General features: G+C 58.8%; 28 protein-coding genes. 26 read left to right on the top strand and 2 right to left on the bottom strand.

Translation table 11 applies throughout. The features are described 5' to 3' along the window. The 20 genes from rpsQ (at position 1) to bfr (ending at position 11,194) form a co-directional block, all read left to right on the top strand. Positions 1-267, top strand: a complete 267-nt coding sequence (gene rpsQ, locus HP547_RS02195) for a 30S ribosomal protein S17 (protein WP_023534981.1) — start codon at positions 1-3, stop codon at positions 265-267. A gap of 23 nt (positions 268-290) precedes the next feature. After that, positions 291-659, top strand: coding sequence for a 50S ribosomal protein L14 (gene rplN, locus HP547_RS02190; protein ID WP_002555479.1), 369 nt, complete (start codon positions 291-293; stop codon positions 657-659). An 11-nt stretch (positions 660-670) separates the two neighbouring features. After that, on the top strand, positions 671-985 hold the full coding sequence (gene rplX, locus HP547_RS02185; protein ID WP_003255476.1) for a 50S ribosomal protein L24: 315 nt from the start codon (positions 671-673) through the stop codon (positions 983-985). Positions 986-1,005: 20 nt separating this feature from the next. Next, on the top strand, positions 1,006-1,545 hold the full coding sequence (gene rplE, locus HP547_RS02180) for a 50S ribosomal protein L5 (protein ID WP_003255474.1): 540 nt from the start codon (positions 1,006-1,008) through the stop codon (positions 1,543-1,545). Positions 1,546-1,558: 13 nt separating this feature from the next. After that, positions 1,559-1,864, top strand: a complete 306-nt coding sequence (rpsN, locus tag HP547_RS02175; RefSeq protein WP_008089807.1) for a 30S ribosomal protein S14 — start codon at positions 1,559-1,561, stop codon at positions 1,862-1,864. 208 nt (positions 1,865-2,072) lie between these two features. Next, positions 2,073-2,465 carry a 30S ribosomal protein S8 gene (gene rpsH / locus HP547_RS02170; protein WP_003255471.1) on the top strand — a complete coding sequence of 131 codons (393 nt, stop codon included), beginning with the start codon at positions 2,073-2,075 and terminating at the stop codon, positions 2,463-2,465. A gap of 12 nt (positions 2,466-2,477) precedes the next feature. After that, the gene (gene rplF, locus HP547_RS02165) at positions 2,478-3,011 is read left to right on the top strand and encodes a 50S ribosomal protein L6 (RefSeq protein ID WP_172285391.1); all 534 of its coding nucleotides are present in this window, start codon (positions 2,478-2,480) and stop codon (positions 3,009-3,011) included. 10 nt (positions 3,012-3,021) lie between these two features. Next, positions 3,022-3,372 (top strand): 50S ribosomal protein L18, encoded by a 351-nt coding sequence (rplR, locus tag HP547_RS02160; RefSeq protein ID WP_003255467.1) that lies wholly within the window; start codon positions 3,022-3,024, stop codon positions 3,370-3,372. A 3-nt stretch (positions 3,373-3,375) separates the two neighbouring features. Continuing rightward, positions 3,376-3,876, top strand: coding sequence for a 30S ribosomal protein S5 (rpsE, locus tag HP547_RS02155; protein WP_003255465.1), 501 nt, complete (start codon positions 3,376-3,378; stop codon positions 3,874-3,876). A gap of 2 nt (positions 3,877-3,878) precedes the next feature. After that, the gene (gene rpmD, locus HP547_RS02150; protein WP_011531895.1) at positions 3,879-4,055 is read left to right on the top strand and encodes a 50S ribosomal protein L30; all 177 of its coding nucleotides are present in this window, start codon (positions 3,879-3,881) and stop codon (positions 4,053-4,055) included. Between the two features lie 3 nt (positions 4,056-4,058). Further along, positions 4,059-4,493 (top strand): 50S ribosomal protein L15, encoded by a 435-nt coding sequence (rplO, locus tag HP547_RS02145; RefSeq protein ID WP_003255461.1) that lies wholly within the window; start codon positions 4,059-4,061, stop codon positions 4,491-4,493. Then, on the top strand, positions 4,494-5,825 hold the full coding sequence (gene secY, locus HP547_RS02140) for a preprotein translocase subunit SecY (RefSeq protein WP_003255459.1): 1,332 nt from the start codon (positions 4,494-4,496) through the stop codon (positions 5,823-5,825). A gap of 29 nt (positions 5,826-5,854) precedes the next feature. After that, positions 5,855-5,971, top strand: coding sequence for a 50S ribosomal protein L36 (gene rpmJ / locus HP547_RS02135; RefSeq protein ID WP_002555468.1), 117 nt, complete (start codon positions 5,855-5,857; stop codon positions 5,969-5,971). Between the two features lie 129 nt (positions 5,972-6,100). After that, positions 6,101-6,457 carry a 30S ribosomal protein S13 gene (rpsM, locus tag HP547_RS02130; RefSeq protein ID WP_172228320.1) on the top strand — a complete coding sequence of 119 codons (357 nt, stop codon included), beginning with the start codon at positions 6,101-6,103 and terminating at the stop codon, positions 6,455-6,457. 18 nt (positions 6,458-6,475) lie between these two features. Next, positions 6,476-6,865 (top strand): 30S ribosomal protein S11, encoded by a 390-nt coding sequence (gene rpsK / locus HP547_RS02125; RefSeq protein ID WP_003255454.1) that lies wholly within the window; start codon positions 6,476-6,478, stop codon positions 6,863-6,865. Between the two features lie 15 nt (positions 6,866-6,880). Beyond that, positions 6,881-7,501 (top strand): 30S ribosomal protein S4, encoded by a 621-nt coding sequence (gene rpsD / locus HP547_RS02120; protein WP_012270238.1) that lies wholly within the window; start codon positions 6,881-6,883, stop codon positions 7,499-7,501. Between the two features lie 22 nt (positions 7,502-7,523). Continuing rightward, positions 7,524-8,525: a DNA-directed RNA polymerase subunit alpha gene (gene rpoA, locus HP547_RS02115; RefSeq protein ID WP_003255452.1), complete on the top strand. Its 1,002-nt coding sequence runs from the start codon at positions 7,524-7,526 to the stop codon at positions 8,523-8,525. A 42-nt stretch (positions 8,526-8,567) separates the two neighbouring features. Then, complete coding sequence (rplQ, locus tag HP547_RS02110; RefSeq protein WP_003255451.1) at positions 8,568-8,954, top strand: 50S ribosomal protein L17; 387 nt, start codon at positions 8,568-8,570, stop codon at positions 8,952-8,954. 172 nt (positions 8,955-9,126) lie between these two features. Continuing rightward, complete coding sequence (locus HP547_RS02105; RefSeq protein ID WP_172285390.1) at positions 9,127-10,566, top strand: catalase; 1,440 nt, start codon at positions 9,127-9,129, stop codon at positions 10,564-10,566. 163 nt (positions 10,567-10,729) lie between these two features. Then, positions 10,730-11,194: a bacterioferritin gene (gene bfr, locus HP547_RS02100; RefSeq protein WP_003255449.1), complete on the top strand. Its 465-nt coding sequence runs from the start codon at positions 10,730-10,732 to the stop codon at positions 11,192-11,194. A 71-nt stretch (positions 11,195-11,265) separates the two neighbouring features. Here the strand turns inward: bfr and uvrA are convergent, their stop codons facing one another. After that, entirely contained in the window at positions 11,266-14,100 is a 2,835-nt protein-coding gene (gene uvrA, locus HP547_RS02095; RefSeq protein ID WP_172285389.1) for an excinuclease ABC subunit UvrA, read from the bottom strand. A gap of 129 nt (positions 14,101-14,229) precedes the next feature. Here uvrA and HP547_RS02090 point away from each other — a divergent pair, with 129 nt between their 5' ends. The 3 genes from HP547_RS02090 (at position 14,230) to HP547_RS02080 (ending at position 17,221) form a co-directional block, all read left to right on the top strand. Then, positions 14,230-15,624, top strand: coding sequence for an MFS transporter (locus tag HP547_RS02090; RefSeq protein ID WP_172285388.1), 1,395 nt, complete (start codon positions 14,230-14,232; stop codon positions 15,622-15,624). Positions 15,625-15,633: 9 nt separating this feature from the next. Next, positions 15,634-16,185, top strand: coding sequence for a single-stranded DNA-binding protein (locus tag HP547_RS02085; protein WP_172230115.1), 552 nt, complete (start codon positions 15,634-15,636; stop codon positions 16,183-16,185). A gap of 166 nt (positions 16,186-16,351) precedes the next feature. Continuing rightward, positions 16,352-17,221 carry a DMT family transporter gene (locus HP547_RS02080; protein ID WP_172285387.1) on the top strand — a complete coding sequence of 290 codons (870 nt, stop codon included), beginning with the start codon at positions 16,352-16,354 and terminating at the stop codon, positions 17,219-17,221. Positions 17,222-17,235: 14 nt separating this feature from the next. Here HP547_RS02080 and HP547_RS02075 read toward each other — a convergent pair whose 3' ends face one another. Beyond that, the gene (locus HP547_RS02075; protein WP_172230112.1) at positions 17,236-18,630 is read right to left on the bottom strand and encodes a PLP-dependent aminotransferase family protein; all 1,395 of its coding nucleotides are present in this window, start codon (positions 18,628-18,630) and stop codon (positions 17,236-17,238) included. A gap of 439 nt (positions 18,631-19,069) precedes the next feature. Between HP547_RS02075 and HP547_RS02070 the strand changes: the two genes are divergently transcribed. From HP547_RS02070 to HP547_RS02060, 3 genes are all read left to right on the top strand, one after another. Then, positions 19,070-20,095: a TauD/TfdA family dioxygenase gene (locus HP547_RS02070; RefSeq protein ID WP_172230109.1), complete on the top strand. Its 1,026-nt coding sequence runs from the start codon at positions 19,070-19,072 to the stop codon at positions 20,093-20,095. A 31-nt stretch (positions 20,096-20,126) separates the two neighbouring features. After that, on the top strand, positions 20,127-20,912 hold the full coding sequence (locus tag HP547_RS02065; RefSeq protein ID WP_172285386.1) for a TSUP family transporter: 786 nt from the start codon (positions 20,127-20,129) through the stop codon (positions 20,910-20,912). Positions 20,913-20,934: 22 nt separating this feature from the next. Next, the coding region (locus tag HP547_RS02060; RefSeq protein WP_172285385.1) for an SDR family oxidoreductase at positions 20,935-21,212 on the top strand (278 nt) is incomplete at its 3' end.

Raw genomic sequence — 21,212 nt, 5'->3', positions numbered from 1 at the left:
ATGGCTGAAGCTGAAAAAACCGTCCGTACGCTGACTGGCCGTGTCGTCAGCGACAAAATGGACAAGACCATCACCGTACTGATCGAGCGTCGCGTAAAGCACCCGATCTACGGTAAATACGTTAAGCGTTCGACTAAGCTGCACGCGCACGACGAAACCAACCAGTGCAAGATCGGCGACAAAGTTTCGATTACCGAAACCCGTCCGCTGGCCAAGACCAAGTCCTGGGCACTGGTTGAAGTCCTCGAACGCGCTGTTGAAGTCTAAGGGCTAGGGGTCGGAGAAATTTTATGATTCAGACTCAATCCATGCTCGATGTGGCCGATAACAGCGGCGCTCGTCGCGTCATGTGCATCAAGGTGCTCGGCGGTTCGCACCGCCGTTACGCCGGCATCGGTGACATCATCAAGGTTACCGTCAAGGAAGCAATTCCGCGCGGTAAGGTCAAAAAAGGCCAAGTGATGACTGCTGTTGTCGTGCGCACCCGTCACGGTGTCCGTCGCGCTGACGGTTCCATCATTCGTTTCGACGGCAACGCTGCTGTTCTGCTGAACAACAAGCAAGAGCCGATCGGCACTCGCATCTTCGGGCCAGTGACCCGTGAACTTCGTACTGAGAAGTTCATGAAGATCGTCTCGCTCGCCCCTGAAGTGCTGTAAGGAGATCCGACATGCAAAAGATTCGTCGTGACGACGAGATCATCGTGATCGCCGGCAAAGACAAAGGTAAGCGCGGTAAGGTGCTGAAGGTTCTCGCTGATGACCGTCTGGTCATCGGTGGTGTGAACCTGGTCAAGCGTCATACCAAGCCTAACCCGATGGCGGGCGTTCAGGGCGGTATCGTCGAGAAAGAAGCGCCTCTGCACGCTTCCAACGTTGCCATCTTCAACGGCGAAACCAACAAGGCTGACCGCGTTGGTTTCAAAGTAGAAGACGGTAAGAAAATTCGTGTCTTCAAGTCGACCCAAAAAGCGGTTGATGCTTGAACACTGCTAGGTAGAAGACCATGGCACGACTGAAAGAGATTTACCGGAACGAAATCGCTCCCAAGCTTAAGGAAGAACTTAAGCTGTCGAACGTGATGGAAGTTCCGCGCGTTACCAAAATCACCCTGAACATGGGTCTGGGCGAAGCGATCGGCGACAAGAAAGTCATCGAGCACGCTGTTGCCGACCTGGAAAAGATCACCGGTCAAAAGCCGGTCGTGACTTTCGCTCGTAAATCCATCGCTGGCTTCAAAGTCCGCGAAGGATGGCCGATCGGCGTCAAGGTGACCCTGCGTAGCGACAAGATGTACGAATTCCTGGACCGCCTGCTGGCGATCTCCCTGCCTCGGGTCCGCGACTTCCGCGGCCTGAATGCCAAGTCCTTCGATGGCCGTGGCAACTACAGCATGGGCGTGAAAGAGCAGATCATCTTCCCGGAAATCGATTACGACAAGATCGATGCTCTGCGCGGTTTGGACATCACCCTGACCACCACTGCTCGTTCGGATGACGAAGGCCGCGCTCTGCTGCGTGCATTCAAATTCCCGTTCCGCAACTGATTGGAGTAGGAAAATGGCCAAGAAGAGCATGAAAAACCGCGAGCTGAAGCGTCAGCTCACGGTAGCCAAGTTCGCCAAAAAGCGTGCTGAGCTGAAAGCGACCATCGTCAACGTGAACGCCTCTCCTGAAGAGCGTTTCGCTGCCGTTGTTGCGCTGCAGAAGCAGCCACGTGATGCCAGCGCTGCGCGTCTGCGCAACCGTTGCCGCCTGACCGGTCGTCCTCACGGTGTATACCGTAAGTTCGGCCTGGGCCGTAACATGCTGCGTCAAGCTGCAATGCGTGGTGACGTACCAGGTCTGGTCAAGGCCTCCTGGTAATCGCTGCAGGTGTGATCCCGGCGTAAGGAGAGCAATCTTCCGACCGCCGGTGATCTCGCCAACAAACAAGCCCCTATATGGGGCTTGTTTCGTTTCTACCTTGTGTCTAGAATGACCGGCTCACCTGAGCCTGGGGTTTAACCCTGTCCGCTCGGGTGGTTGTGATAGCCGCAAGGCTAATAATTCTTGTATCAGGAGCATCTAGCCCATGAGTATGCAGGACCCGTTAGCGGACATGCTAACTCGCATCCGTAATGCCCAGATGGCTGAAAAGTCCGTCGTAAGCATGCCTTCCTCTACCCTGAAGGTCGCGGTTGCCAAAGTTCTGAAAGACGAAGGTTACATTGCCGGTTACCAGGTTACTGGTGAGGCCAAGCCTTCTCTGTCGATCGAGCTCAAGTACTTCGAAGGCCGTCCGGTCATCGAGGAGCTGAAGCGCTCCAGCCGTCCTGGCCTGCGCCAGTACAAGGCCGTTACAGACCTGCCGAAAGTACGTGGCGGCCTGGGCGTGTCTATCGTCTCCACCAACAAAGGTGTGATGACTGACCGCGCTGCGCGCGCTGCCGGTGTCGGCGGCGAAGTTCTGTGCACAGTGTTCTAAGGGGAGATAGGCATGTCTCGCGTCGCTAAGAACCCCGTTAAGCTGCCAGCAGGCGTCGAAGTCAAATTCGCCGGTCAGCAGCTTTCGGTGAAGGGTGCCAAGGGCACTCTCGAACTGAACGTTCACTCGTCTGTTGAAGTCTCCGAAGTCTCCGGCGAACTCCGTTTCGTCGCTCGCAACGGTGATCAGCAAGCTCGTGCTATGGCCGGTACTACCCGTGCCCTGGTCAACAACATGGTCCAAGGCGTAAGCCAAGGCTTCGAGCGTAAGCTCCAGCTGGTCGGTGTTGGTTACAAGGCGCAGGCTAAAGGCACCGTCCTGAACCTGGCTCTGGGCTTCTCGCATCCAGTGGACTACGAACTGCCAGCCGGTATCACCGCTGAAACACCTAGCCAGACCGACATCCTGATCAAGGGTATCGACAAGCAGCTGGTAGGTCAGGTGGCCGCTGAAATCCGCGACTTCCGTCCACCAGAGCCTTACAAAGGCAAGGGTGTGCGTTACGCGGACGAAGTAGTCCGTCGTAAAGAAGCCAAGAAGAAGTAGGGCCTAGCAAATGACCGACAAAAAAGTTATTCGACTGCGTCGCGCTCGCAAAGCACGTCTCAAGATGCACGAACTCGAAGTCGTGCGCCTGTGCGTGTTCCGCTCCTCGCAGCACATCTACGCCCAGGTCATTTCGGCCGACGGCAGCAAGGTTCTGGCAAGCGCCTCGACCTTGGACAAAGACCTGCGTGATGGCGCCACCGGCAACATCGACGCGGCCACTAAGGTTGGCAAGCTGGTAGCTGAGCGTGCGAAAGCCGCCGGTGTATCTCAAGTTGCCTTTGACCGTTCCGGCTTCAAGTACCATGGCCGCGTCAAAGCGCTGGCTGATGCTGCTCGTGAAGGCGGGCTGGAGTTCTAAGTTATGGCAAATAACGATCAAAAGCGCGACGAAGGCTACATCGAGAAGCTGGTTCAAGTTAACCGCGTTGCCAAAACCGTAAAAGGCGGCCGTATCTTCACCTTCACCGCGCTGACCGTGGTAGGTGATGGTAAGGGCCGTGTTGGCTTCGGCCGTGGCAAGTCGCGCGAAGTACCTGCCGCGATTCAGAAAGCCATGGAAGCTGCTCGTCGCAACATGATCCAGGTTGACCTGAAGGGCACCACCCTGCAGTACGCCACCAAGGCTGCCCACGGCGCCTCGAAGGTTTACATGCAGCCTGCTTCGGAAGGTACCGGTATCATCGCCGGCGGTGCAATGCGTGCTGTCCTGGAAGTTGCTGGTGTTCAGAACGTTCTGGCCAAGTGCTACGGTTCGACCAACCCAGTGAACGTGGTTTACGCCACCTTCAAGGGTCTGAAAGCCATGCAATCTCCTGAATCCATTGCTGCCAAGCGCGGCAAGAGCGTCGAGGAGATCTTCTGATCATGGCAACCGTAAAAGTAACGCTGATCAAGAGCGTCTCGGGCCGCATCCCTAACCACAAACTGTGCGTTAAGGGTCTGGGTCTGCGTCGCATCGGTCACACTGTAGAAGTCCAGGATACTCCCGAGAACCGCGGGATGATCAACAAGGCTTACTACATGCTGAAGGTCGAGGGCTAATCGATGAAACTCAATGATCTGAGTCCAGCGCCGGGTTCCCGTCGCGAAAAGCATCGTCCAGGTCGTGGTATCGGTAGCGGTCTGGGTAAGACCGGCGGCCGTGGCCACAAAGGTCAGACCTCCCGTTCGGGTGGTTCGATCGCTCCTGGCTTCGAAGGCGGTCAACAGCCGCTGCACCGTCGTCTGCCGAAATTCGGCTTCGTTTCCCTGAAAGCCATGGACCGCGCAGAAGTGCGTCTGTCCGAGCTGGCCAAAGTGGAAGGCGACGTGATCTCCGTGCAATCCCTGAAGGATGCCAACGTGATCAACCAGCACATTCAGCGTGTGAAAATCATGCTGTCTGGCGAAGTTACTCGCGCAGTCACCATCAAGGGCATCGCAGCCACCAAGGGTGCGCGTGCGGCTATCGAAGCAGCTGGCGGCAAATTCGAGGAATAAATGGCTAAGCAAGGTGCTCTCTCTTCGCTCGGTAAGGGCGGGATGTCGGAACTCTGGGCTCGTCTGCGCTTTCTGTTCATGGCGATCATCGTCTATCGGATAGGTGCGCATATCCCGGTTCCCGGCATCAATCCGGACCGTCTGGCGGATCTGTTTCGGCAGAATGAGGGGACCATTCTTAGCTTGTTCAACATGTTTTCCGGTGGCGCGCTTGAGCGCATGAGCATCTTTGCACTGGGGATCATGCCGTACATCTCGGCATCGATCATCATGCAGCTGATGACGGCGGTCAGCCCGCAACTGGAGCAGTTGAAGAAGGAAGGTGAAGCTGGCCGTCGCAAGATCAGCCAGTACACCCGCTACGGCACCGTTATCCTGGCACTGGTTCAAGCCATTGGCATGTCCATTGGCCTGGCCAACCAGGGCGTGGCGTTTTCTGCAGGGCTGGGCTTCCATGTCGTCGCCGTCTCCACGTTCGTGGCTGGCGCGATGTTCATGATGTGGCTGGGCGAGCAGATCACCGAGCGCGGTGTGGGCAACGGTATCTCGATGTTGATCTTCGCAGGTATCGTTGCCGGTCTTCCGAGAGCAATCGGGCAGTCTTTCGAGTCTGCACGCACAGGCGATATCAACATTTTCGCCCTGGTCGCAATCGGTTTGCTGGCAGTAGCGATTATCGGTTTCGTGGTGTTCATTGAGCGTGGTCAGCGTCGTATCGCCGTTCACTACGCCAAGCGTCAGCAGGGCCGCAAGGTCTTTGCTGCGCAGACCAGCCACTTGCCGCTGAAGGTGAACATGGCGGGGGTTATCCCGGCCATTTTCGCGAGCAGCATTTTGCTGTTCCCGGCTTCGCTGGGTGCCTGGTTCGGTCAGTCCGAAGGTATGGGCTGGCTGCAGGACATCTCGCAGTCGATCGCTCCTGGTCAGCCGTTGAACATTCTGCTGTTTAGTGCAGGGATCATTTTCTTCTGCTTCTTCTACACAGCGTTGATGTTCAACCCGAAAGACGTAGCGGAAAACCTGAAGAAGTCCGGTGCCTTTATTCCGGGTATCCGTCCTGGTGAGCAGTCGGCGCGCTATATCGATGGCGTTCTGACCCGTTTGACCATGTTCGGTGCTCTATACATGATGGCCGTCTGCCTTCTGCCCCAGTTCCTGGTGGTGGCAGCAAATGTGCCGTTCTACCTTGGCGGGACCTCGTTGCTGATTGTGGTAGTGGTTGTGATGGACTTCATGTCCCAAGTACAATCGCACCTCGTTTCGCACCAGTACGAATCCCTGATGAAGAAAGCCAACCTGAAAGGCTACGGCGGCAGCGGTTTGCTGCGCTGATACGCCCCTTAAGGTTCGAGGAGTCGGTAATGAAAGTTCGTGCATCGGTGAAAAAGCTGTGCCGTAACTGCAAGATCATCCGTCGCGAAGGCGTCGTACGAGTGATCTGCAGCGCGGAACCGCGTCACAAACAGCGCCAAGGCTGAGTGTGATTTGCGTCAAACCCAGCAGCTAGTGTGCTGCTGGGTTGATTAATCGTTTCTACAGCGATATTATCTCGCGCCCTATTTCTTGGCTTCCGGGGCGTAGGTAGCTGTCAATTGGAGTCCCACTGAATGGCCCGTATTGCAGGCGTCAACATTCCAGATAACAAGCATACTGTTATCTCGCTGACCTACATCTATGGTGTCGGTCGCACAACTGCACATAAGATTTGTGCAGACGCTGGTGTAAACCCAGCCGCTAAGATCAAGGATCTGAGCGACGAGCAAATCGAAACCCTGCGTGGCGAAGTCGCGAAGTTCACCACCGAAGGTGACCTGCGTCGTGACATCAACATGAAGATCAAGCGCTTGATGGACCTGGGTTGCTACCGCGGCCTGCGTCATCGTAAAGGTCTGCCGGTTCGCGGTCAGCGCACCAAGACCAACGCACGCACCCGTAAGGGCCCGCGTAAGCCGATCCGCAAGTAACCGCCCAGGAATATAGACATGGCAAAACCTGCTGCTCGTCCTCGTAAGAAAGTCAAAAAGACAGTGGTTGATGGCATCGCCCACATCCATGCTTCTTTTAACAACACCATCGTGACCATCACCGACCGTCAGGGCAATGCTTTGTCCTGGGCGACCTCCGGTGGTTCGGGTTTCCGTGGTTCGCGCAAATCCACCCCGTTCGCAGCCCAGATTGCTGCCGAGCGTGCTGGTCAAGCTGCGCTGGAATACGGTCTGAAGAACCTCGACGTTAACGTCAAGGGTCCAGGTCCAGGTCGTGAGTCCGCCGTTCGTGCATTGAACAGCTGCGGCTACAAGATCGCCAGCATCACCGACGTGACGCCAATCCCGCATAACGGGTGCCGTCCGCCGAAGAAGCGTCGCGTGTAATCAGGAGACAGAAGAATGGCACGTTACATTGGTCCAAAATGCAAACTGTCTCGTCGTGAAGGCACCGATCTGTTCCTGAAGAGCGGCGTTCGCGCTCTGGAATCGAAGTGCAACATCGAAGCAGCCCCAGGTATCCACGGCCAGCGCCGTGGCCGTCAGTCCGACTACGGTACCCAGCTGCGCGAGAAACAAAAAGTCCGTCGTATCTACGGTGTTCTGGAGCGTCAGTTCCGCGGTTACTACCAAGCTGCAGCCTCGAAAAAAGGCGCAACTGGTGAGAACCTGCTGCAACTGCTCGAGTGCCGTCTGGATAACGTCGTTTACCGTATGGGCTTCGGCTCGACTCGTTCCGAGTCGCGTCAGCTGGTTTCGCACAAAGCGATCAGCGTCAACGGTAAGACTGTAAACATTCCATCCTACCAAGTTCGTCCGGGTGACGTGGTCGCGGTCCGCGAGAAGTCGTTGGCTCAGCTGCGCATTGTTCAAGCCCTTGAACTGTGCGCCCAGCGTGGCCGCGTTGAGTGGGTTGACGTGGATGCTGCTAAAAAGTCGGGCGTTTTCAAGAACGTTCCTGCTCGCAGCGACCTGTCTGCCGACATCAACGAAAACCTGATTGTCGAGCTCTACTCCAAGTAAGGGCTAGAAAATAGGTGCATCCATGCAGATTTCGGTAAATGAGTTCCTGACTCCCCGCCACATTGATGTGCAGGTAGTCAGTCCGACCCGCGCCAAGATTACGCTCGAGCCTCTCGAGCGTGGTTTCGGCCACACCCTGGGCAACGCGCTGCGCCGCATCCTGTTGTCCTCCATGCCTGGCTGTGCAGTAGTCGAGGCCGAGATCGATGGCGTACTCCACGAGTACTCCGCGATCGAAGGTGTTCAGGAAGACGTAATTGAAATCCTGTTGAACCTGAAAGGCCTGGCTATCAAACTGCACGGTCGTGACGAAGTTACGCTGACCTTGTCGAAAAAGGGTTCGGGGGTGGTTACCGCTGCCGATATTCAGCTGGATCACGATGTCGAGATCGTCAACCCCGATCACGTAATCGCGAACCTGGCGTCGAATGGCGCCCTGAACATGAAGCTCACTGTAGCTCGTGGTCGTGGTTACGAGCCGGCTGACTCCCGTCAAACCGACGAAGACGAAAGCCGTAGCATTGGCCGTCTGCAGTTGGACGCTTCGTTCAGCCCGGTGCGTCGTATCGCCTATGTGGTCGAAAACGCCCGTGTTGAACAGCGTACCAACCTGGACAAGCTGGTCATCGATCTGGAAACCAACGGCACCCTGGATCCTGAAGAGGCTATCCGCCGCGCTGCGACCATCCTGCAACAGCAGCTGGCCGCGTTCGTCGACCTCAAAGGTGACAGCGAGCCTGTCGTAGTCGAGCAGGAAGACGAGATCGATCCGATCCTCCTGCGTCCGGTTGACGACCTGGAACTGACTGTACGTTCGGCCAACTGCCTCAAGGCGGAGAACATCTACTACATCGGCGACCTGATTCAGCGTACCGAAGTAGAGCTGTTGAAGACTCCTAACCTGGGCAAGAAGTCCCTGACTGAAATCAAGGACGTCCTGGCCTCTCGTGGTCTGTCTCTCGGCATGCGCCTCGACAACTGGCCGCCTGCAAGTCTTAAGAAAGACGACAAGGCGACCGCCTGATCGTCGTAATCACCGAACGTAGTGTTTGGTAAGGAATGAATCATGCGTCATCGTAAAAGTGGACGTCACCTGAGCCGTACCAGCTCTCACCGCAAGGCTATGTTCCAGAACATGGCAGTGTCGTTGATCGAGCACGAGCTGATCAAAACCACCCTGCCGAAAGCCAAGGAACTGCGTCGCGTTGCCGAGCCGCTGATCACCCTGGCCAAGGAAGACAGCGTTGCTAACCGCCGTCTGGCCTTCGACCGTACCCGTTCGAAGTCCGCTGTTGGCAAACTGTTCAACGACCTGGGCAAGCGTTACGCCACCCGTCAGGGCGGCTACCTGCGCATCCTGAAGTGCGGTTTCCGCGCTGGCGACAACGCGCCTATGGCGTACGTCGAGCTGGTTGATCGTCCGGTCGGCGGTGCTGTAGAAGCTGCTGAGTAAGACGTTCTGTCTGCTACAAAGAACCGGGCCTAGTGCCCGGTTTTTTGTGTGTGCATATATTGTTATTTTCTATTGATGAAAGTCATGTAATACATTTGTACTTATGAACTTGCTCGTCGATACTCTCCCCATAGCCGATTAGCCGGCGCTTGAAGCCCGATAAGGAGAGCCCATGAGCAAGATTCTCACCACCGCCAGCGGTGCACCTGTAGCTGACAACCAGAACTCCCGTTCCGCAGGCCCACGTGGCCCGCTGTTGCTCGACGACTTTCACCTGATCGAGAAGCTTGCCCACTTCAATCGCGAGAACATCCCTGAGCGCCGCGTTCACGCCAAGGGCTCGGGTGCGTATGGCACCTTCACCGTTACCCGCGACATCACCGGCTACACCAGCGCCAAGCTGTTCGAGCAGATCGGCAAGCAGACTGAGACCTTCCTGCGCTTCTCCACTGTAGGTGGCGAGCGTGGCTCTGCGGATACCGAGCGCGACCCGCGCGGTTTCGCGGTCAAGTTCTATACCGAGGAAGGCAACTGGGACATCGTTGGCAACAACACGCCAGTGTTCTTCATTCGCGACCCGCTCAAGTTCCCGGACTTTATCCACACGCAAAAACGCCACCCGCAATCCAACCTGAAGAACGCCCAGATGATGTGGGACTTCTGGTCGCACTCCCCCGAGGCTCTGCACCAGGTCACCATCCTGTTCTCTGACCGCGGCATTCCGGACGGCTATCGCCACATGCATGGCTTTGGTAGTCACACCTACAGCCTGATCAGCGCCGAGGGCGAGCGCACCTGGGTCAAATGGCACTTCAAGACCCAGCAAGGTATCAAGAACCTCACTCCGGCAGATGCTGCACGGCTGGCAGGTACCGACCCGGACTATGCCCAGCGTGATCTGTTCGAGGCCATCGAGCGCGGCGAATACCCACGCTGGACCGTGTGCATTCAGGTGATGAGCGAAGACCAGGCGGCGAGCCGCGGCGAAAACCCGTTCGATGTGACCAAGACCTGGTCGCAGAAGGATCACCCGCTTATCGAAGTGGGGGTGCTGGAGCTGAACCGCAACCCGCTCAACTATTTCGCCGAAGTGGAGCAGGCGGCGTTCGGGCCAAGCAACATGGTGCCCGGTGTCGGCCTGTCGCCGGACCGCATGCTGCAAGGCCGTGTATTCGCCTACGCTGATGCGCATCGCTACCGCGTGGGGACCAACCACCAGCAGCTGCCTGTGAACGCGCCACGCTGCGCGGTGAACAGCTATCAACGGGACGGCTCCATGGCCACTGGCAGTTATGCGGGTGCGCCCAACTACGAGCCCAACAGCTACGCCGAGGCACCGAAACAGTCGCCGCGCCACGCCGAGCCTGCACTGGCCCTGAGTGGTTCGGCAGACCGCTACGATCACCGCGAGGACAGCGACTACTACAGCCACGCCGGCGCCCTGTTCCGCTTGATGAGTGCCGAGCAGAAGGCCCTGCTGATCGACAACATCGCCGGCACCATGGCAGGTGTAAGCCTGGACGTGGTGCAACGGCAGTTGCAGTACTTCTTCAAGGCCGACCCGGCGTACGGCGAAGGCATTGCCAAGGCTTTGGGCGTCAATCTTGCCTAAGTCGAAGTGATAAGAAGAACCGCCCTCATTTGGGCGGTTTTTCAATGAATATCACTACTGTTTAGCCGATTTTTTGCTTCTAATTGCGCGTTTTTCAGTGACCGCGGGCAAAAGCTGGTTCACACTGTGTGGCATAGACGTATTCACATGGAGAAGCAGGGCGATGCAAGGTCACCCGGACGTAATCAACTACCTCGTCACGTTGCTGAAGGGCGAACTGGCGGCACGCGACCAGTACTTCATTCATTCGCGTATGTACGAAGACTGGGGCCTGTCCAAGCTCTACGAGCGTATCAACCACGAGATGGAAGAAGAGACGCAGCACGCCGATGCCCTGATGCGCCGCATCCTCATGCTCGAAGGCACCCCCGACATGCGCGCGGACGACCTGGAAGTGGGCAGCACCGTGCCGGAGATGATCGAGGCGGACCTCAAGCTCGAGTACAAGGTCCGTGGCGCGCTATGCAAGGGCATCGAGCTGTGCGAGCTGCACAAGGACTACGTCAGCCGTGACATCCTGCGTGCACAGCTGGCCGATACCGAAGAAGATCACACCTATTGGCTGGAAAAGCAGCAGGGCCTGATCAAGGCGATCGGCCTGGAAAACTACCTGCAGTCGCAGATGTAAGTTATCCACAGATCATGAAAAAGCCCCTGGCACCTTCGGTATCAGGGGCTTTTTCATGTTGTCGGATGTATTCAGGCCCGGTCCCGCTCCAGCAGCGGTTTCAGGTAATGCCCGGTATACGACTGTTTCATCGTGCTCAGCTCTTCCGGCGTACCGCAGGCAATGATCTGCCCACCTTTGGAACCACCTTCCGGCCCCAGGTCCACCAGCCAGTCGGCGGTCTTGATCACATCCAGGTTGTGCTCGATCACCACCACAGTGTTGCCGTGGTCGCGCAGGCGATGCAGCACGTCGAGCAACTGCTGGATGTCGGCGAAGTGCAGGCCCGTGGTCGGTTCATCGAGGATGTACAGGGTCTTGCCGGTATCGCGCTTGGACAGCTCGCGTGACAGTTTCACCCGTTGCGCCTCGCCGCCAGACAACGTGGTTGCCGACTGACCCAGCTTGATGTACGACAGGCCTACATCCATCAACGTTTGCAGCTTGCGCGCCAGCGCTGGTACCGCATCGAAGAACTCGCGGGCGTCCTCGATGGTCATTTCCAGCACTTCGTGGATGTTCTTGCCCTTGTACTTGATCTCCAGGGTTTCGCGGTTGTAGCGCTTGCTCTTGCACACGTCGCACGGCACGTAGATGTCCGGCAGGAAGTGCATCTCCACCTTGATCAGGCCATCACCCTGGCAAGCCTCGCAACGGCCACCCTTGACGTTGAACGAAAAGCGCCCGGGGCCGTAACCCCGCGAGCGTGATTCCGGCACGCCGGAAAACAGTTCGCGGATCGGCGTGAAGATGCCGGTGTAGGTGGCCGGGTTGGAGCGCGGCGTGCGGCCGATCGGGCTCTGGTCGATATCCACCACCTTGTCCAGGTGCTGCAGGCCATCCATGCTGCTGTGCGCTGCCGCTTCCAGGCTGCTGGCACCATTCAGGGCGGTAGCGGCCAAGGGGTACAGGGTGTTGTTGATCAGCGTCGACTTGCCCGAGCCGGACACTCCCGTCACGCAAGTCAGCAGGCCGATCGGGACTTCCAGGTCGACGTTCTGCAGGTTGTTGCCCCGCGCGCCCTTGAGCTTGAGCTGCAGCTTCTTGTTGCGCGGCGTGCGCTTGGCTGGCACGGCGATCTTCTTGCGCCCGGACAGGTACTTGCCGGTCAGCGAGTCAGGGTGGTCCATGACCTCCTGCGGCGAGCCCTCGGCGACGATCTGGCCGCCGTGCACACCCGCCCCCGGGCCAATATCGACGACATAGTCGGCCAGGCGGATGGCGTCCTCGTCGTGCTCCACCACGATTACCGTGTTACCAAGGTCGCGCAGGTGGTTGAGGGTGGCCAGCAGGCGGTCGTTGTCGCGCTGATGAAGACCGATGGACGGTTCGTCGAGAATGTACATTACCCCGACCAGGCCGGCGCCGATCTGGCTCGCCAGGCGAATTCGCTGGGCTTCGCCACCGGACAGGGTATCGGCGCTGCGGTCGAGGGTGAGATAGTCGAGGCCGACGTTGACCAGAAACTGCAGGCGTTCGCAGATTTCCTTGAGGATCTTCGCCGCGATCTCGCCACGGCGACCGGTCAGGGTCAGCTCGGCGAAGTAGTTGCTGGCATCACCGATGGGCAGGTTGGTCACCGCCGGCAGGGTTTTTTCGCCCACCCACACGTGGCGTGCCTCGCGGCGCAGGCGGGTGCCGCGGCAATCCGGGCAAGGCTGGGTACCGAGGAACTTGGCCAGTTCTTCACGCACGGTGGCCGACTCGGTTTCGCGGTAGCGGCGCTCCAGGTTCGGCACGATGCCTTCGAACGGGTGCGAGCGCTTGACGATATCGCCCCGGTCGTTGAGGTACTTGAAGTCGACGCTCTGCTTGCCACTGCCCTGCAGGATCACCTTCTGATGCTCGGCCGACAGCTCGCCGAAGGGCTCTTCCAGGCTGAAACCGTAATGCGCGGCCAGCGAGCCGAGCATCTGGAAGTAGTATACGTTGCGCCGGTCCCAGCCGCGGATGGCGCCTTCGGCTAGGGTCAGCTCGCTGTTGACCAGGCGCTTGGTGTCGAAGAACTGCTTCACCCCCAGGCCGTCGCAGGTCGGGCACGCGCCGGCCGGGTTGTTGAAGGAGAACAGCTTCGGTTCCAGCTCGCTGATCGCATGGCCGCATACCGGGCAGGCGAAGCGCGCGGAGAAGATCGTCTCTTCGCCCTGCTCGTCGTCCATCGGCGCCACTAGGGCAATACCGTCGGCCAGCTTCAGCGCGGTCTCGAACGATTCGGCCAGGCGCTGTTGCAGGTCGGCGCGAACCTTGAAGCGGTCGACCACCACATCGATGCTGTGCTTCTTCTGCTTGTCGAGTTTTGGCAGCTCGTCAAGCTCGTAGAGCTTGCCGTTGACCCGGGCGCGCACGAAACCCTGAGCGCGCAGCTCATCGAATACCGCCAGGTGCTCACCCTTGCGCTCGCGTATCACCGGCGCCAGCAGCATCAGCTTGCTGCCTTCCGGGCGCTCCAGCACCAGGTCGACCATCTGGCTGATCGTTTGCGCTTCCAGCGGAATGTCATGGTCCGGGCAGCGCGGGGTACCCACGCGGGCGTACAGCAGGCGCAGGTAGTCGTAGATTTCGGTAATGGTGCCGACCGTGGAGCGCGGGTTGTGCGAAGTCGACTTCTGCTCGATGGAAATGGCTGGCGACAAGCCTTCGATGGTGTCGACGTCAGGCTTTTCCATCATCGACAGGAATTGCCGGGCGTAGGCCGACAGCGATTCCACGTAGCGGCGCTGGCCTTCGGCGTACAGGGTGTCGAACGCCAGGGACGACTTGCCGGAACCGGACAGGCCGGTGATCACGATGAGTTTGTCCCGGGGCAGGGTCAGGTCGATGTTCTTCAGGTTGTGGGTACGTGCCCCACGAATCAGGATCTTGTCCACTGCGGCCTCGCTCGGCGGGCATAAACAAAGAAGTATACGGCGCCCTGCCAGTACGCGGCAAAGCGTCGCGTAGATGCCCTCAAGCTGTCGGACTGATAGAATCGCCGCCGGTTCATACGAGGTTAATCCATGCACGACACCCACAACGAGCGCATGAGCAGCGGCGAAACCCGCGCTGCTGGCGGCCTGGCCCTGGTCTTTGCCTTTCGTATGCTGGGCATGTTCATGGTCCTGCCGGTGCTGGCTACCTACGGCATGGACCTGGCCGGTGCAACCCCCGCACTGATCGGCCTGGCCATCGGTGCCTATGGCCTGACCCAGGCAGTGCTGCAGATTCCGTTCGGGATGATTTCCGACCGTATCGGCCGCCGGCCGGTGATTTACCTGGGGCTGGTGATCTTCGCCCTGGGCAGCGTACTGGCGGCGCAGGCCGACTCCATCTGGGGGGTGATCGCCGGGCGTATCCTGCAGGGCGCCGGGGCGATTTCCGCAGCGGTCATGGCATTGTTGTCCGACCTTACCCGCGAGCAGCACCGGACCAAGGCGATGGCCATGATCGGCATGAGCATCGGCCTGTCGTTCGCCGTGGCCATGGTTGTCGGCCCCTTGCTGACAAGTGCATTCGGGTTGTCAGGATTGTTCCTGACAACGGCAGGACTTGCCCTGGTGGGTATCCTGTTGATCGCGTTCGTCGTGCCCAACACCCACAGCATCCTGCAGCACCGAGAGTCGGGGGTGGCACGCCAGGCAATCGGCCCGACCCTGCGCCACCCGGACCTTCTGCGCCTGGATGTGGGCATTTTCGTCCTGCATGCCATTCTCATGGCCAGCTTCGTCGCACTGCCACTGGCCTTTGTCGAGCGCGGCGGCCTGCCGAAGGAGCAGCACTGGTGGGTATACCTGACCGCGTTGTTCATCTCATTTTTTGCAATGGTACCGTTCATCATCTACGGCGAAAAAAAGCGCAAGATGAAACGCGTACTGGCCGGGGCGGTCAGTGTGTTGCTGCTGGTGGAGCTGTTCTTCTGGCAGTGGGCTGACGGTTTGCGCGGACTGGTGATCGGCACCGTGGTATTCTTTACTGCATTCAACCTGCTGGAGGCATCGTTGCCTTCACTGGTGAGCAAAGTGTCGCCTGCAGGTGGCAAGGGGACGGCAATGGGGGTGTATTCCACCAGCCAGTTCCTCGGTGCTGCCCTGGGAGGAATCCTCGGTGGCTGGTTGTTCCAGCACGGCGGGCTGAACATGGTGTTCCTGGGTTGCGCGGTGCTGTGTGCCATCTGGCTGGTCGTTGCCTTGCGCATGAACGAGCCGCCCTATGTGACCAGCCTGCGTATGCCGCTGACGCCAGAGGCAGTCCGGGAAGCCGGCCTGACCGAGCGCCTGATGGCTGTGCCGGGTGTGACCGACGCCGTTGTGGTGGAAGAAGAATCCGCCATCTATATCAAACTGGATACGAAAATTTTGGACCGTACGACCCTCGAGCGCCTGGTAAACCCGGCCTCTTCGGCGTGCGAAGCCTAGGAGAACGTTATGGCCCGTGGGGTTAACAAAGTCATTCTGGTCGGCACCTGTGGCCAGGATCCCGAAGTCCGCTACCTGCCCAACGGTAACGCCGTGACCAACCTGAGCCTGGCTACTAGCGAGCAGTGGACCGACAAACAGTCGGGCCAGAAGGTCGAGCGTACCGAGTGGCACCGTGTGTCGCTGTTCGGCAAGGTTGCCGAAATTGCTGGCGAGTACCTGCGCAAGGGTTCGCAGTGCTACATCGAAGGCAAGCTGCAGACCCGCGAGTGGGAAAAAGACGGTATCAAGCGTTACACCACCGAGATCATCGTCGACATCAACGGCACCATGCAGCTGCTGGGCGGCCGTCCACAAGGTCAGCAGCAGGGCGGTGACCCGTACAACCAGGCCGGCGGCAACTACAACCAGGGCGGCCAGCAGCAACAGTACAACCAGGCCCCGCCACGCCAGCAGGCCCAGCGCCCGCAGCAGCAACAGCAGCAGCGCCCTGCACCGCAGCAGGCAGCACCGCAGCCGGCAGCTGACTTCGACAGCTTCGATGACGATATTCCGTTCTGATCAGAGCGTGAAGTTGTCCAGCTAGAGCAAAACCCAGGGCCATTGCCCTGGGTTTTTTTATGGGCAGGCCTCCTATGTAGGACGCTTCTGAATTAGCTGGTGTTGCAACTGCTTGCCGCCCTCACTGTTTACTATCTCCTCCTAGGCAGGCTGAGGAGCTGGAAACATGGACGTCATCATGGGTTTGGTAGCAGCCGTTTTCTGGGGCGCTACGGATTTTCTGGTAGGTGTAAACGCCCGAGCGGTTGGCATTCGCCGAGCCGTGTTCTTTGGGCAGGTATTGGGCCTGCTGCTGATGTGCCTGATCATCTTTCTGTCGGCAACTCAATTGGAAAGGATGCTGACGGCACCTGTACCGGCATTGCTCCTTGGCAGCGTTGCGGCGCTTTGCACGGTGTTGGGTGCATTGTCGCTTTCCAAAGCCTTCGCTATCGGCAAGACAGCTGTTGTGGCTCCGCTGGTAACCACTTACGGAGTTTTTACCACGCTGTTGGCCTGGCTCGGTGGTGAGGAATTGTCGCCTTGGCAGTTTATTGCCTTGCTGACCTGTTTCATCGGTGTGTTATTGGCCAGTAGCAGCGGTAACCGGTCTGGTGAACAGGGGCGTCCGATGAGCCGGTTGCCAGTTGCGTTCGCTCTGTTGGCTGCGGCCCTATACGGCGTCAGTTTCTGGCTCCAAGGTAAATATGCGCTGCCATCGCTCGGCCCTGTGAACATGTTGGCGCTAGGGTATGCAGTAGGGGTGATCTTCCTGATGCCCGAGGCGCTCAGGCTGATGAGGTGCTGGTCGGCCATTAGGCCAAGAACCTATGCGACATTGTGTAGTGCCAGCCTGTTCAACCTGGGTGGTTTTTCTGCTTTTTCCTGGGGGGTGCTGAATGGTTCGATTTCCATCGTCACGGTGATCAGCACACTGTCGGGAGGCATCGCCGCAGTACTTGGTTTCTTCTTCTATCGCGAGCGATTGTCCTGTTTTCAGGTAGTGGGCGTGAGCCTCGTTCTGGCTGGGGCCGTTCTGCTACACCTCGTTGGCTGATATCAGGCAGCGCTTCAATAGAACAGCCGCGGCTCCGGCGAATCCAGCAAGCTGACCAGCTTGGTCAATGCAAAGCCCAGTTCCTGACGGCTTGGTGTCATCAGCGCAATCCGCACCCCACAGGTGGCGTTGCTACGTTCGGGCAGGAACTGGCTGCCACTCACCACCGTGACGCCGTTGCTGCGGGCCAGGTTGGCAAACTCGTCGCTGGTCCAGGGGGCGGGCAACTCCAGCCAGATGTGGAAGCTGTTGGGCTGGCTGCGGATCTTGTACTTGCCAAGAATCTGCTGCGCCATGCACTGGCGCGCCGCCGCTTCCTCCTGCTGCACCTGCACCAGGCGGTCGGCCATGCCGCTGTTGATCAGGTTGCTGGCCAATTGTGCCATCAGCGGCGAGGGCATCCAGACACTGCTGCGCACCATCGACGATAATCGTGAGAGCGTTTGCGGCGGCGCATAAAGGTAGCCGATGCGCAGCGCAGGCAGCACGCTCTTGGACAGGCTGGTGAGGTACACCGAGCGCTCTGGCGCATAGGCAGCCAGGGGTTTGTAGTCCGGCGCGGGTTCGAGAAAACCGTAGATATCATCATCGACGATGAACAGGTCGAACTCGCGGGCGATTTCGGCGATGGCCTGGCGCCGTGCGTGGGGCATGATGGTGTTGGTCGGGTTCTGGTGAGTGGTGACACACACCAGAAGGGAAGGGCGGTGCTCCAGGCACGCCGCACGCAGTGCTTCGGGGATCAGCCCGTGCTCGTCCATGGCCACGCCGCGCAGACGGCGCCCCATGCTATGGGCCAGGGAAATGATGCCCGGGTAGCAGAAGGACTCGCACAACACCACGTCTTCATTCTTCGACAGGCTGCTGATGGCTACCAGCAGGCCGTGCTGGGCGCCCGAGGTCAGCACCACCTGTTGCCAGCGCGCTTCCGGCAACCAACGCTGAATCCAGGCCGCGCCGGCTTGTTTATGGGTGGCATGGCCGCCCTCGGTCACGTAGTCGAGTACTTGCACCAGGTCGGGTGACTGGGCCAGTTCGGTTATGGCCCCCCGCAGCCAGTCCGTCATGTGCGCGTCATCGGGTTTGATGATCGACAGGTCGATCTGGCCGCTTTCTCGCTCGGGCGGTATCGGCGTTTGGCGTGTTGACGGGGGAGGCGTTTGCGCCTGGCGTTGCTGCAGGACGAAGGTACCCCGCCCGACTTCGCCCACTACCAGGCCGCGTTTGGCCGCTTCGTCATAGGCGCGCCCGATAGTGCCGGGTGTCACGTTCAAGGACTCGGCGAGGTCCTTGAGCGTTGGCAGACGTTCGCCTGCCACCAGCCGGCCGTTGCCAATGTCCTGCTCAAGAGCATCGGCGATCATCAGGTAGACCGGCTGCGCCAGGTCGCTGTAGTGAGGAACCCACATGGAAATGGCACCAGAATCTGCGAGAACGCGAAAGCCTAGCACGAAAGGTCTTATAGGAGTAATTGTGTTTTCCTGCGGGTAAATTACCTTGATTGCCATGCTTGCGTACTGCGCTTTATGTCGGCCTTGTTCGTCCTCCGCCTACTCCACGTCGGACTGGACGCCCTGAGCATTGCGCCATCGACCAGAAACCTTTTGAAATCAATAAGTTGATTGAATCGATTCAATCAGCATCTATTTGCTTCGCAGAAATGGATTGAATCGATTTTATTTTTGTAATTACAATGATTGAGTCGATGCAATGTGAGCGCGACCTGCCGGTTGCCTCTACCTGTCGTCACACCGCTGTGAAAGGTAAAAATTATAACGTCTGCCGCCTCTGCCCGGCCTAGCACGACATCGAACGGCCTCGAGCCAGCTCAATGGAATAACACTCGAAATGGAAAGCGCACACCTGCATCAAGTGACTGAGCCTCAGGCTTCACTTGAGATCCGCCTGCCCTGGGTTAGCTCCAGTGCCTGGCAAACCCTGCTGAACAACACCCCTCTCGATTTCGAGACCAGCAAGGAGCTTTACCCACAGCTCAGGGACCAGGCTCAGGAGGTGCTGGGCAAGGGGTTGTGCCAGCAGATTCGCGGGTTTGTCGAAGACCCGCACCTGACCAGCATGATCGTGCGCAACTGCCCCCGGGATCGGGACATCCCGCCCACTCCTTATTCCGGTGTGCTAAGCCCGGGGAGTACGCCAATTGCCTGCTTGGTAACACTGAGCATGCAGAGCCTGATGGGTATCAACCCGATCGTTTACGAAGGGGAGAACAACGGCCGGCTGTTCCGCCACGTCATCCCGTCGCGCAATGCATCCAGCCACAAGAGTTCCCATGGCTCGCGGTTGCGCTTTTCCTACCATGTGGATAACCCGGACTTGCCGCTGTCATCCGAGCCACTTGGCACGGCGTCCTGCTGCCCGGAATATCTCTCGTTCTTCGGCATGCGCTGTGACCCGCGCATCAGCACGACGCTGGTCAATCTTGATGCGGTAGTGGCGGCATTACCTGCCTCGGCGGTTCGTGAGCTTTCCCTGCCGCAGTTCGAAGTCCGCCGCCCCGACTCGTTTACCGGCAATCGTCGGTGCACGGCCGAGCTGCCGGTGCTGGCCCGTGGTCACGCCGGTGAATGGCTGTGCCGCTTCGACAGCGAGAACACCCACGGGCTGAACTTGCGTGCAGAGCAGGCTCTGGCAAACCTGCGATCGGTGCTGGAAACCCGCCGCTTCGACGAACCGCACCTGTTGCTGCCGGGTGATTTCATGATCTTCAAGAACCAGCGTGTGCTGCACGCCCGCGATGGCTTCGAGCCGCAGAACGATGGTGCCGACCGCTGGCTGTTACGTCTGTTTGCGGTCAACGACTTGAACCGGGTGCATTTCGCGCGAGCGGACCACCTGTACGAAGTCCTCTCCTGATCTTTTTCACCGACTCGATGGAAGTACTGCTATGGAACTGTTAGGAGCCTTTTGGGCGGAACACTGGTTGTTGGCGATCCTGATGCTCGGGGCGATTGCATTTGTCGCCGGGTTTGTCGACAGCATCGCAGGTGGCGGCGGGTTGTTTCTGGTCCCAGGGTTTCTGCTGGTCGGCATGCCGCCGCAGGTCGCGCTGGGCCAGGAGAAGCTGGTCAGTACCTTGGGCACGTTGGCTGCTATTCGAAACTTTCTGGCCAACAGCAGGATGGTCTGGCAGGTGGCGCTGGTCGGGGTGCCATTCTCGTTGCTTGGTGCCTACCTGGGCGCGCATCTGATCGTCTCCATCCCCCAGGAGACCGTAGGCAAGATCATCCTGGCGTTGATCCCGTTCGGCATCCTTATCTTCCTGACACCAAAGGACCGGCCAGTCGAGGAGCGTGAATTGTCATCGCGGGTGCTCTACACCGTAGTTCCGCTTACCTGCCTTGCCATCGGCTTCTATGACGGATTCTTCGGCCCGGGCACCGGCAGCATGTTCATCATTGCCTTCCACTACCTGCTGCGAATGGACCTGGTGTCCAGCTCGGCCAACTCCAAGACCTTCAATTTCGCCTCCAACATCGGTGCATTGGTGGCCTTCGTCATCGCCGGCAAGGTCGTGTACCTGCTGGCCCTGCCGCTGGTGGCCTGCAACATTCTCGGCAACCACCTGGGCAGTGCCCTGGCCCTGCGCAAAGGCAATGAAGTGGTGCGCAAGGCGCTGGTGTTCTCGATGCTCTGCCTGTTCACCAGCCTGGGCGTCAAATACCTGGTCTGACCCACCCATTTGGAGAAAACTGATGAAAACTGCATTCGTGACTGGCGCCTCTTCGGGGTTCGGCCGGGCCATCTGCCGCACACTGATTGCCAAAGGCTACCGTGTGCTGGGCGGCGCCAGGCGCCTGGACAAGCTGCAGGCGCTGGAGACAGAACTGGGGGTCAATTTCATCCCCCTGGCGTTGGACGTTACCGACCCGGTATCACTCGGGACGGCGATGGAGCAGATTGCCGATGCCAAGCTGCAGATCGACCTGCTGGTCAACAATGCCGGCCTGGCGCTAGGCGTCGACAAAGCCCA

It is taken from the genome of Pseudomonas sp. CM27 (assembly GCF_013179515.1).
Classification (GTDB): Bacteria; Pseudomonadota; Gammaproteobacteria; order Pseudomonadales; family Pseudomonadaceae; genus Aquipseudomonas.
Note: the sequence above shows the minus strand (reverse complement) of the source record. Positions and strands in the feature narration are given on the sequence as shown.

Coding starts and splice junctions, on each gene's coding strand:
- rplN (WP_002555479.1), top strand. CDS start 291: ATGATTCAGACTCAATCCATGCTCGATGTGGCCGATAACAGCGGCGCT.
- rpsN (WP_008089807.1), top strand. CDS start 1,559: ATGGCCAAGAAGAGCATGAAAAACCGCGAGCTGAAGCGTCAGCTCACG.
- HP547_RS02080 (WP_172285387.1), top strand. CDS start 16,352: ATGGACGTCATCATGGGTTTGGTAGCAGCCGTTTTCTGGGGCGCTACG.
- rpmJ (WP_002555468.1), top strand. CDS start 5,855: ATGAAAGTTCGTGCATCGGTGAAAAAGCTGTGCCGTAACTGCAAGATC.
- HP547_RS02105 (WP_172285390.1), top strand. CDS start 9,127: ATGAGCAAGATTCTCACCACCGCCAGCGGTGCACCTGTAGCTGACAAC.
- rplQ (WP_003255451.1), top strand. CDS start 8,568: ATGCGTCATCGTAAAAGTGGACGTCACCTGAGCCGTACCAGCTCTCAC.
- rpsE (WP_003255465.1), top strand. CDS start 3,376: ATGGCAAATAACGATCAAAAGCGCGACGAAGGCTACATCGAGAAGCTG.
- rpsD (WP_012270238.1), top strand. CDS start 6,881: ATGGCACGTTACATTGGTCCAAAATGCAAACTGTCTCGTCGTGAAGGC.
- rpsQ (WP_023534981.1), top strand. CDS start 1: ATGGCTGAAGCTGAAAAAACCGTCCGTACGCTGACTGGCCGTGTCGTC.
- HP547_RS02075 (WP_172230112.1), bottom strand. CDS start 18,630: ATGTGGGTTCCTCACTACAGCGACCTGGCGCAGCCGGTCTACCTGATG.
- rplE (WP_003255474.1), top strand. CDS start 1,006: ATGGCACGACTGAAAGAGATTTACCGGAACGAAATCGCTCCCAAGCTT.
- rpmD (WP_011531895.1), top strand. CDS start 3,879: ATGGCAACCGTAAAAGTAACGCTGATCAAGAGCGTCTCGGGCCGCATC.
- rplF (WP_172285391.1), top strand. CDS start 2,478: ATGTCTCGCGTCGCTAAGAACCCCGTTAAGCTGCCAGCAGGCGTCGAA.
- HP547_RS02065 (WP_172285386.1), top strand. CDS start 20,127: ATGGAACTGTTAGGAGCCTTTTGGGCGGAACACTGGTTGTTGGCGATC.
- bfr (WP_003255449.1), top strand. CDS start 10,730: ATGCAAGGTCACCCGGACGTAATCAACTACCTCGTCACGTTGCTGAAG.
- rplO (WP_003255461.1), top strand. CDS start 4,059: ATGAAACTCAATGATCTGAGTCCAGCGCCGGGTTCCCGTCGCGAAAAG.
- rpsK (WP_003255454.1), top strand. CDS start 6,476: ATGGCAAAACCTGCTGCTCGTCCTCGTAAGAAAGTCAAAAAGACAGTG.
- secY (WP_003255459.1), top strand. CDS start 4,494: ATGGCTAAGCAAGGTGCTCTCTCTTCGCTCGGTAAGGGCGGGATGTCG.
- rpoA (WP_003255452.1), top strand. CDS start 7,524: ATGCAGATTTCGGTAAATGAGTTCCTGACTCCCCGCCACATTGATGTG.
- rpsH (WP_003255471.1), top strand. CDS start 2,073: ATGAGTATGCAGGACCCGTTAGCGGACATGCTAACTCGCATCCGTAAT.
- rplX (WP_003255476.1), top strand. CDS start 671: ATGCAAAAGATTCGTCGTGACGACGAGATCATCGTGATCGCCGGCAAA.
- HP547_RS02090 (WP_172285388.1), top strand. CDS start 14,230: ATGCACGACACCCACAACGAGCGCATGAGCAGCGGCGAAACCCGCGCT.
- HP547_RS02070 (WP_172230109.1), top strand. CDS start 19,070: ATGGAAAGCGCACACCTGCATCAAGTGACTGAGCCTCAGGCTTCACTT.
- rplR (WP_003255467.1), top strand. CDS start 3,022: ATGACCGACAAAAAAGTTATTCGACTGCGTCGCGCTCGCAAAGCACGT.
- HP547_RS02085 (WP_172230115.1), top strand. CDS start 15,634: ATGGCCCGTGGGGTTAACAAAGTCATTCTGGTCGGCACCTGTGGCCAG.
- rpsM (WP_172228320.1), top strand. CDS start 6,101: ATGGCCCGTATTGCAGGCGTCAACATTCCAGATAACAAGCATACTGTT.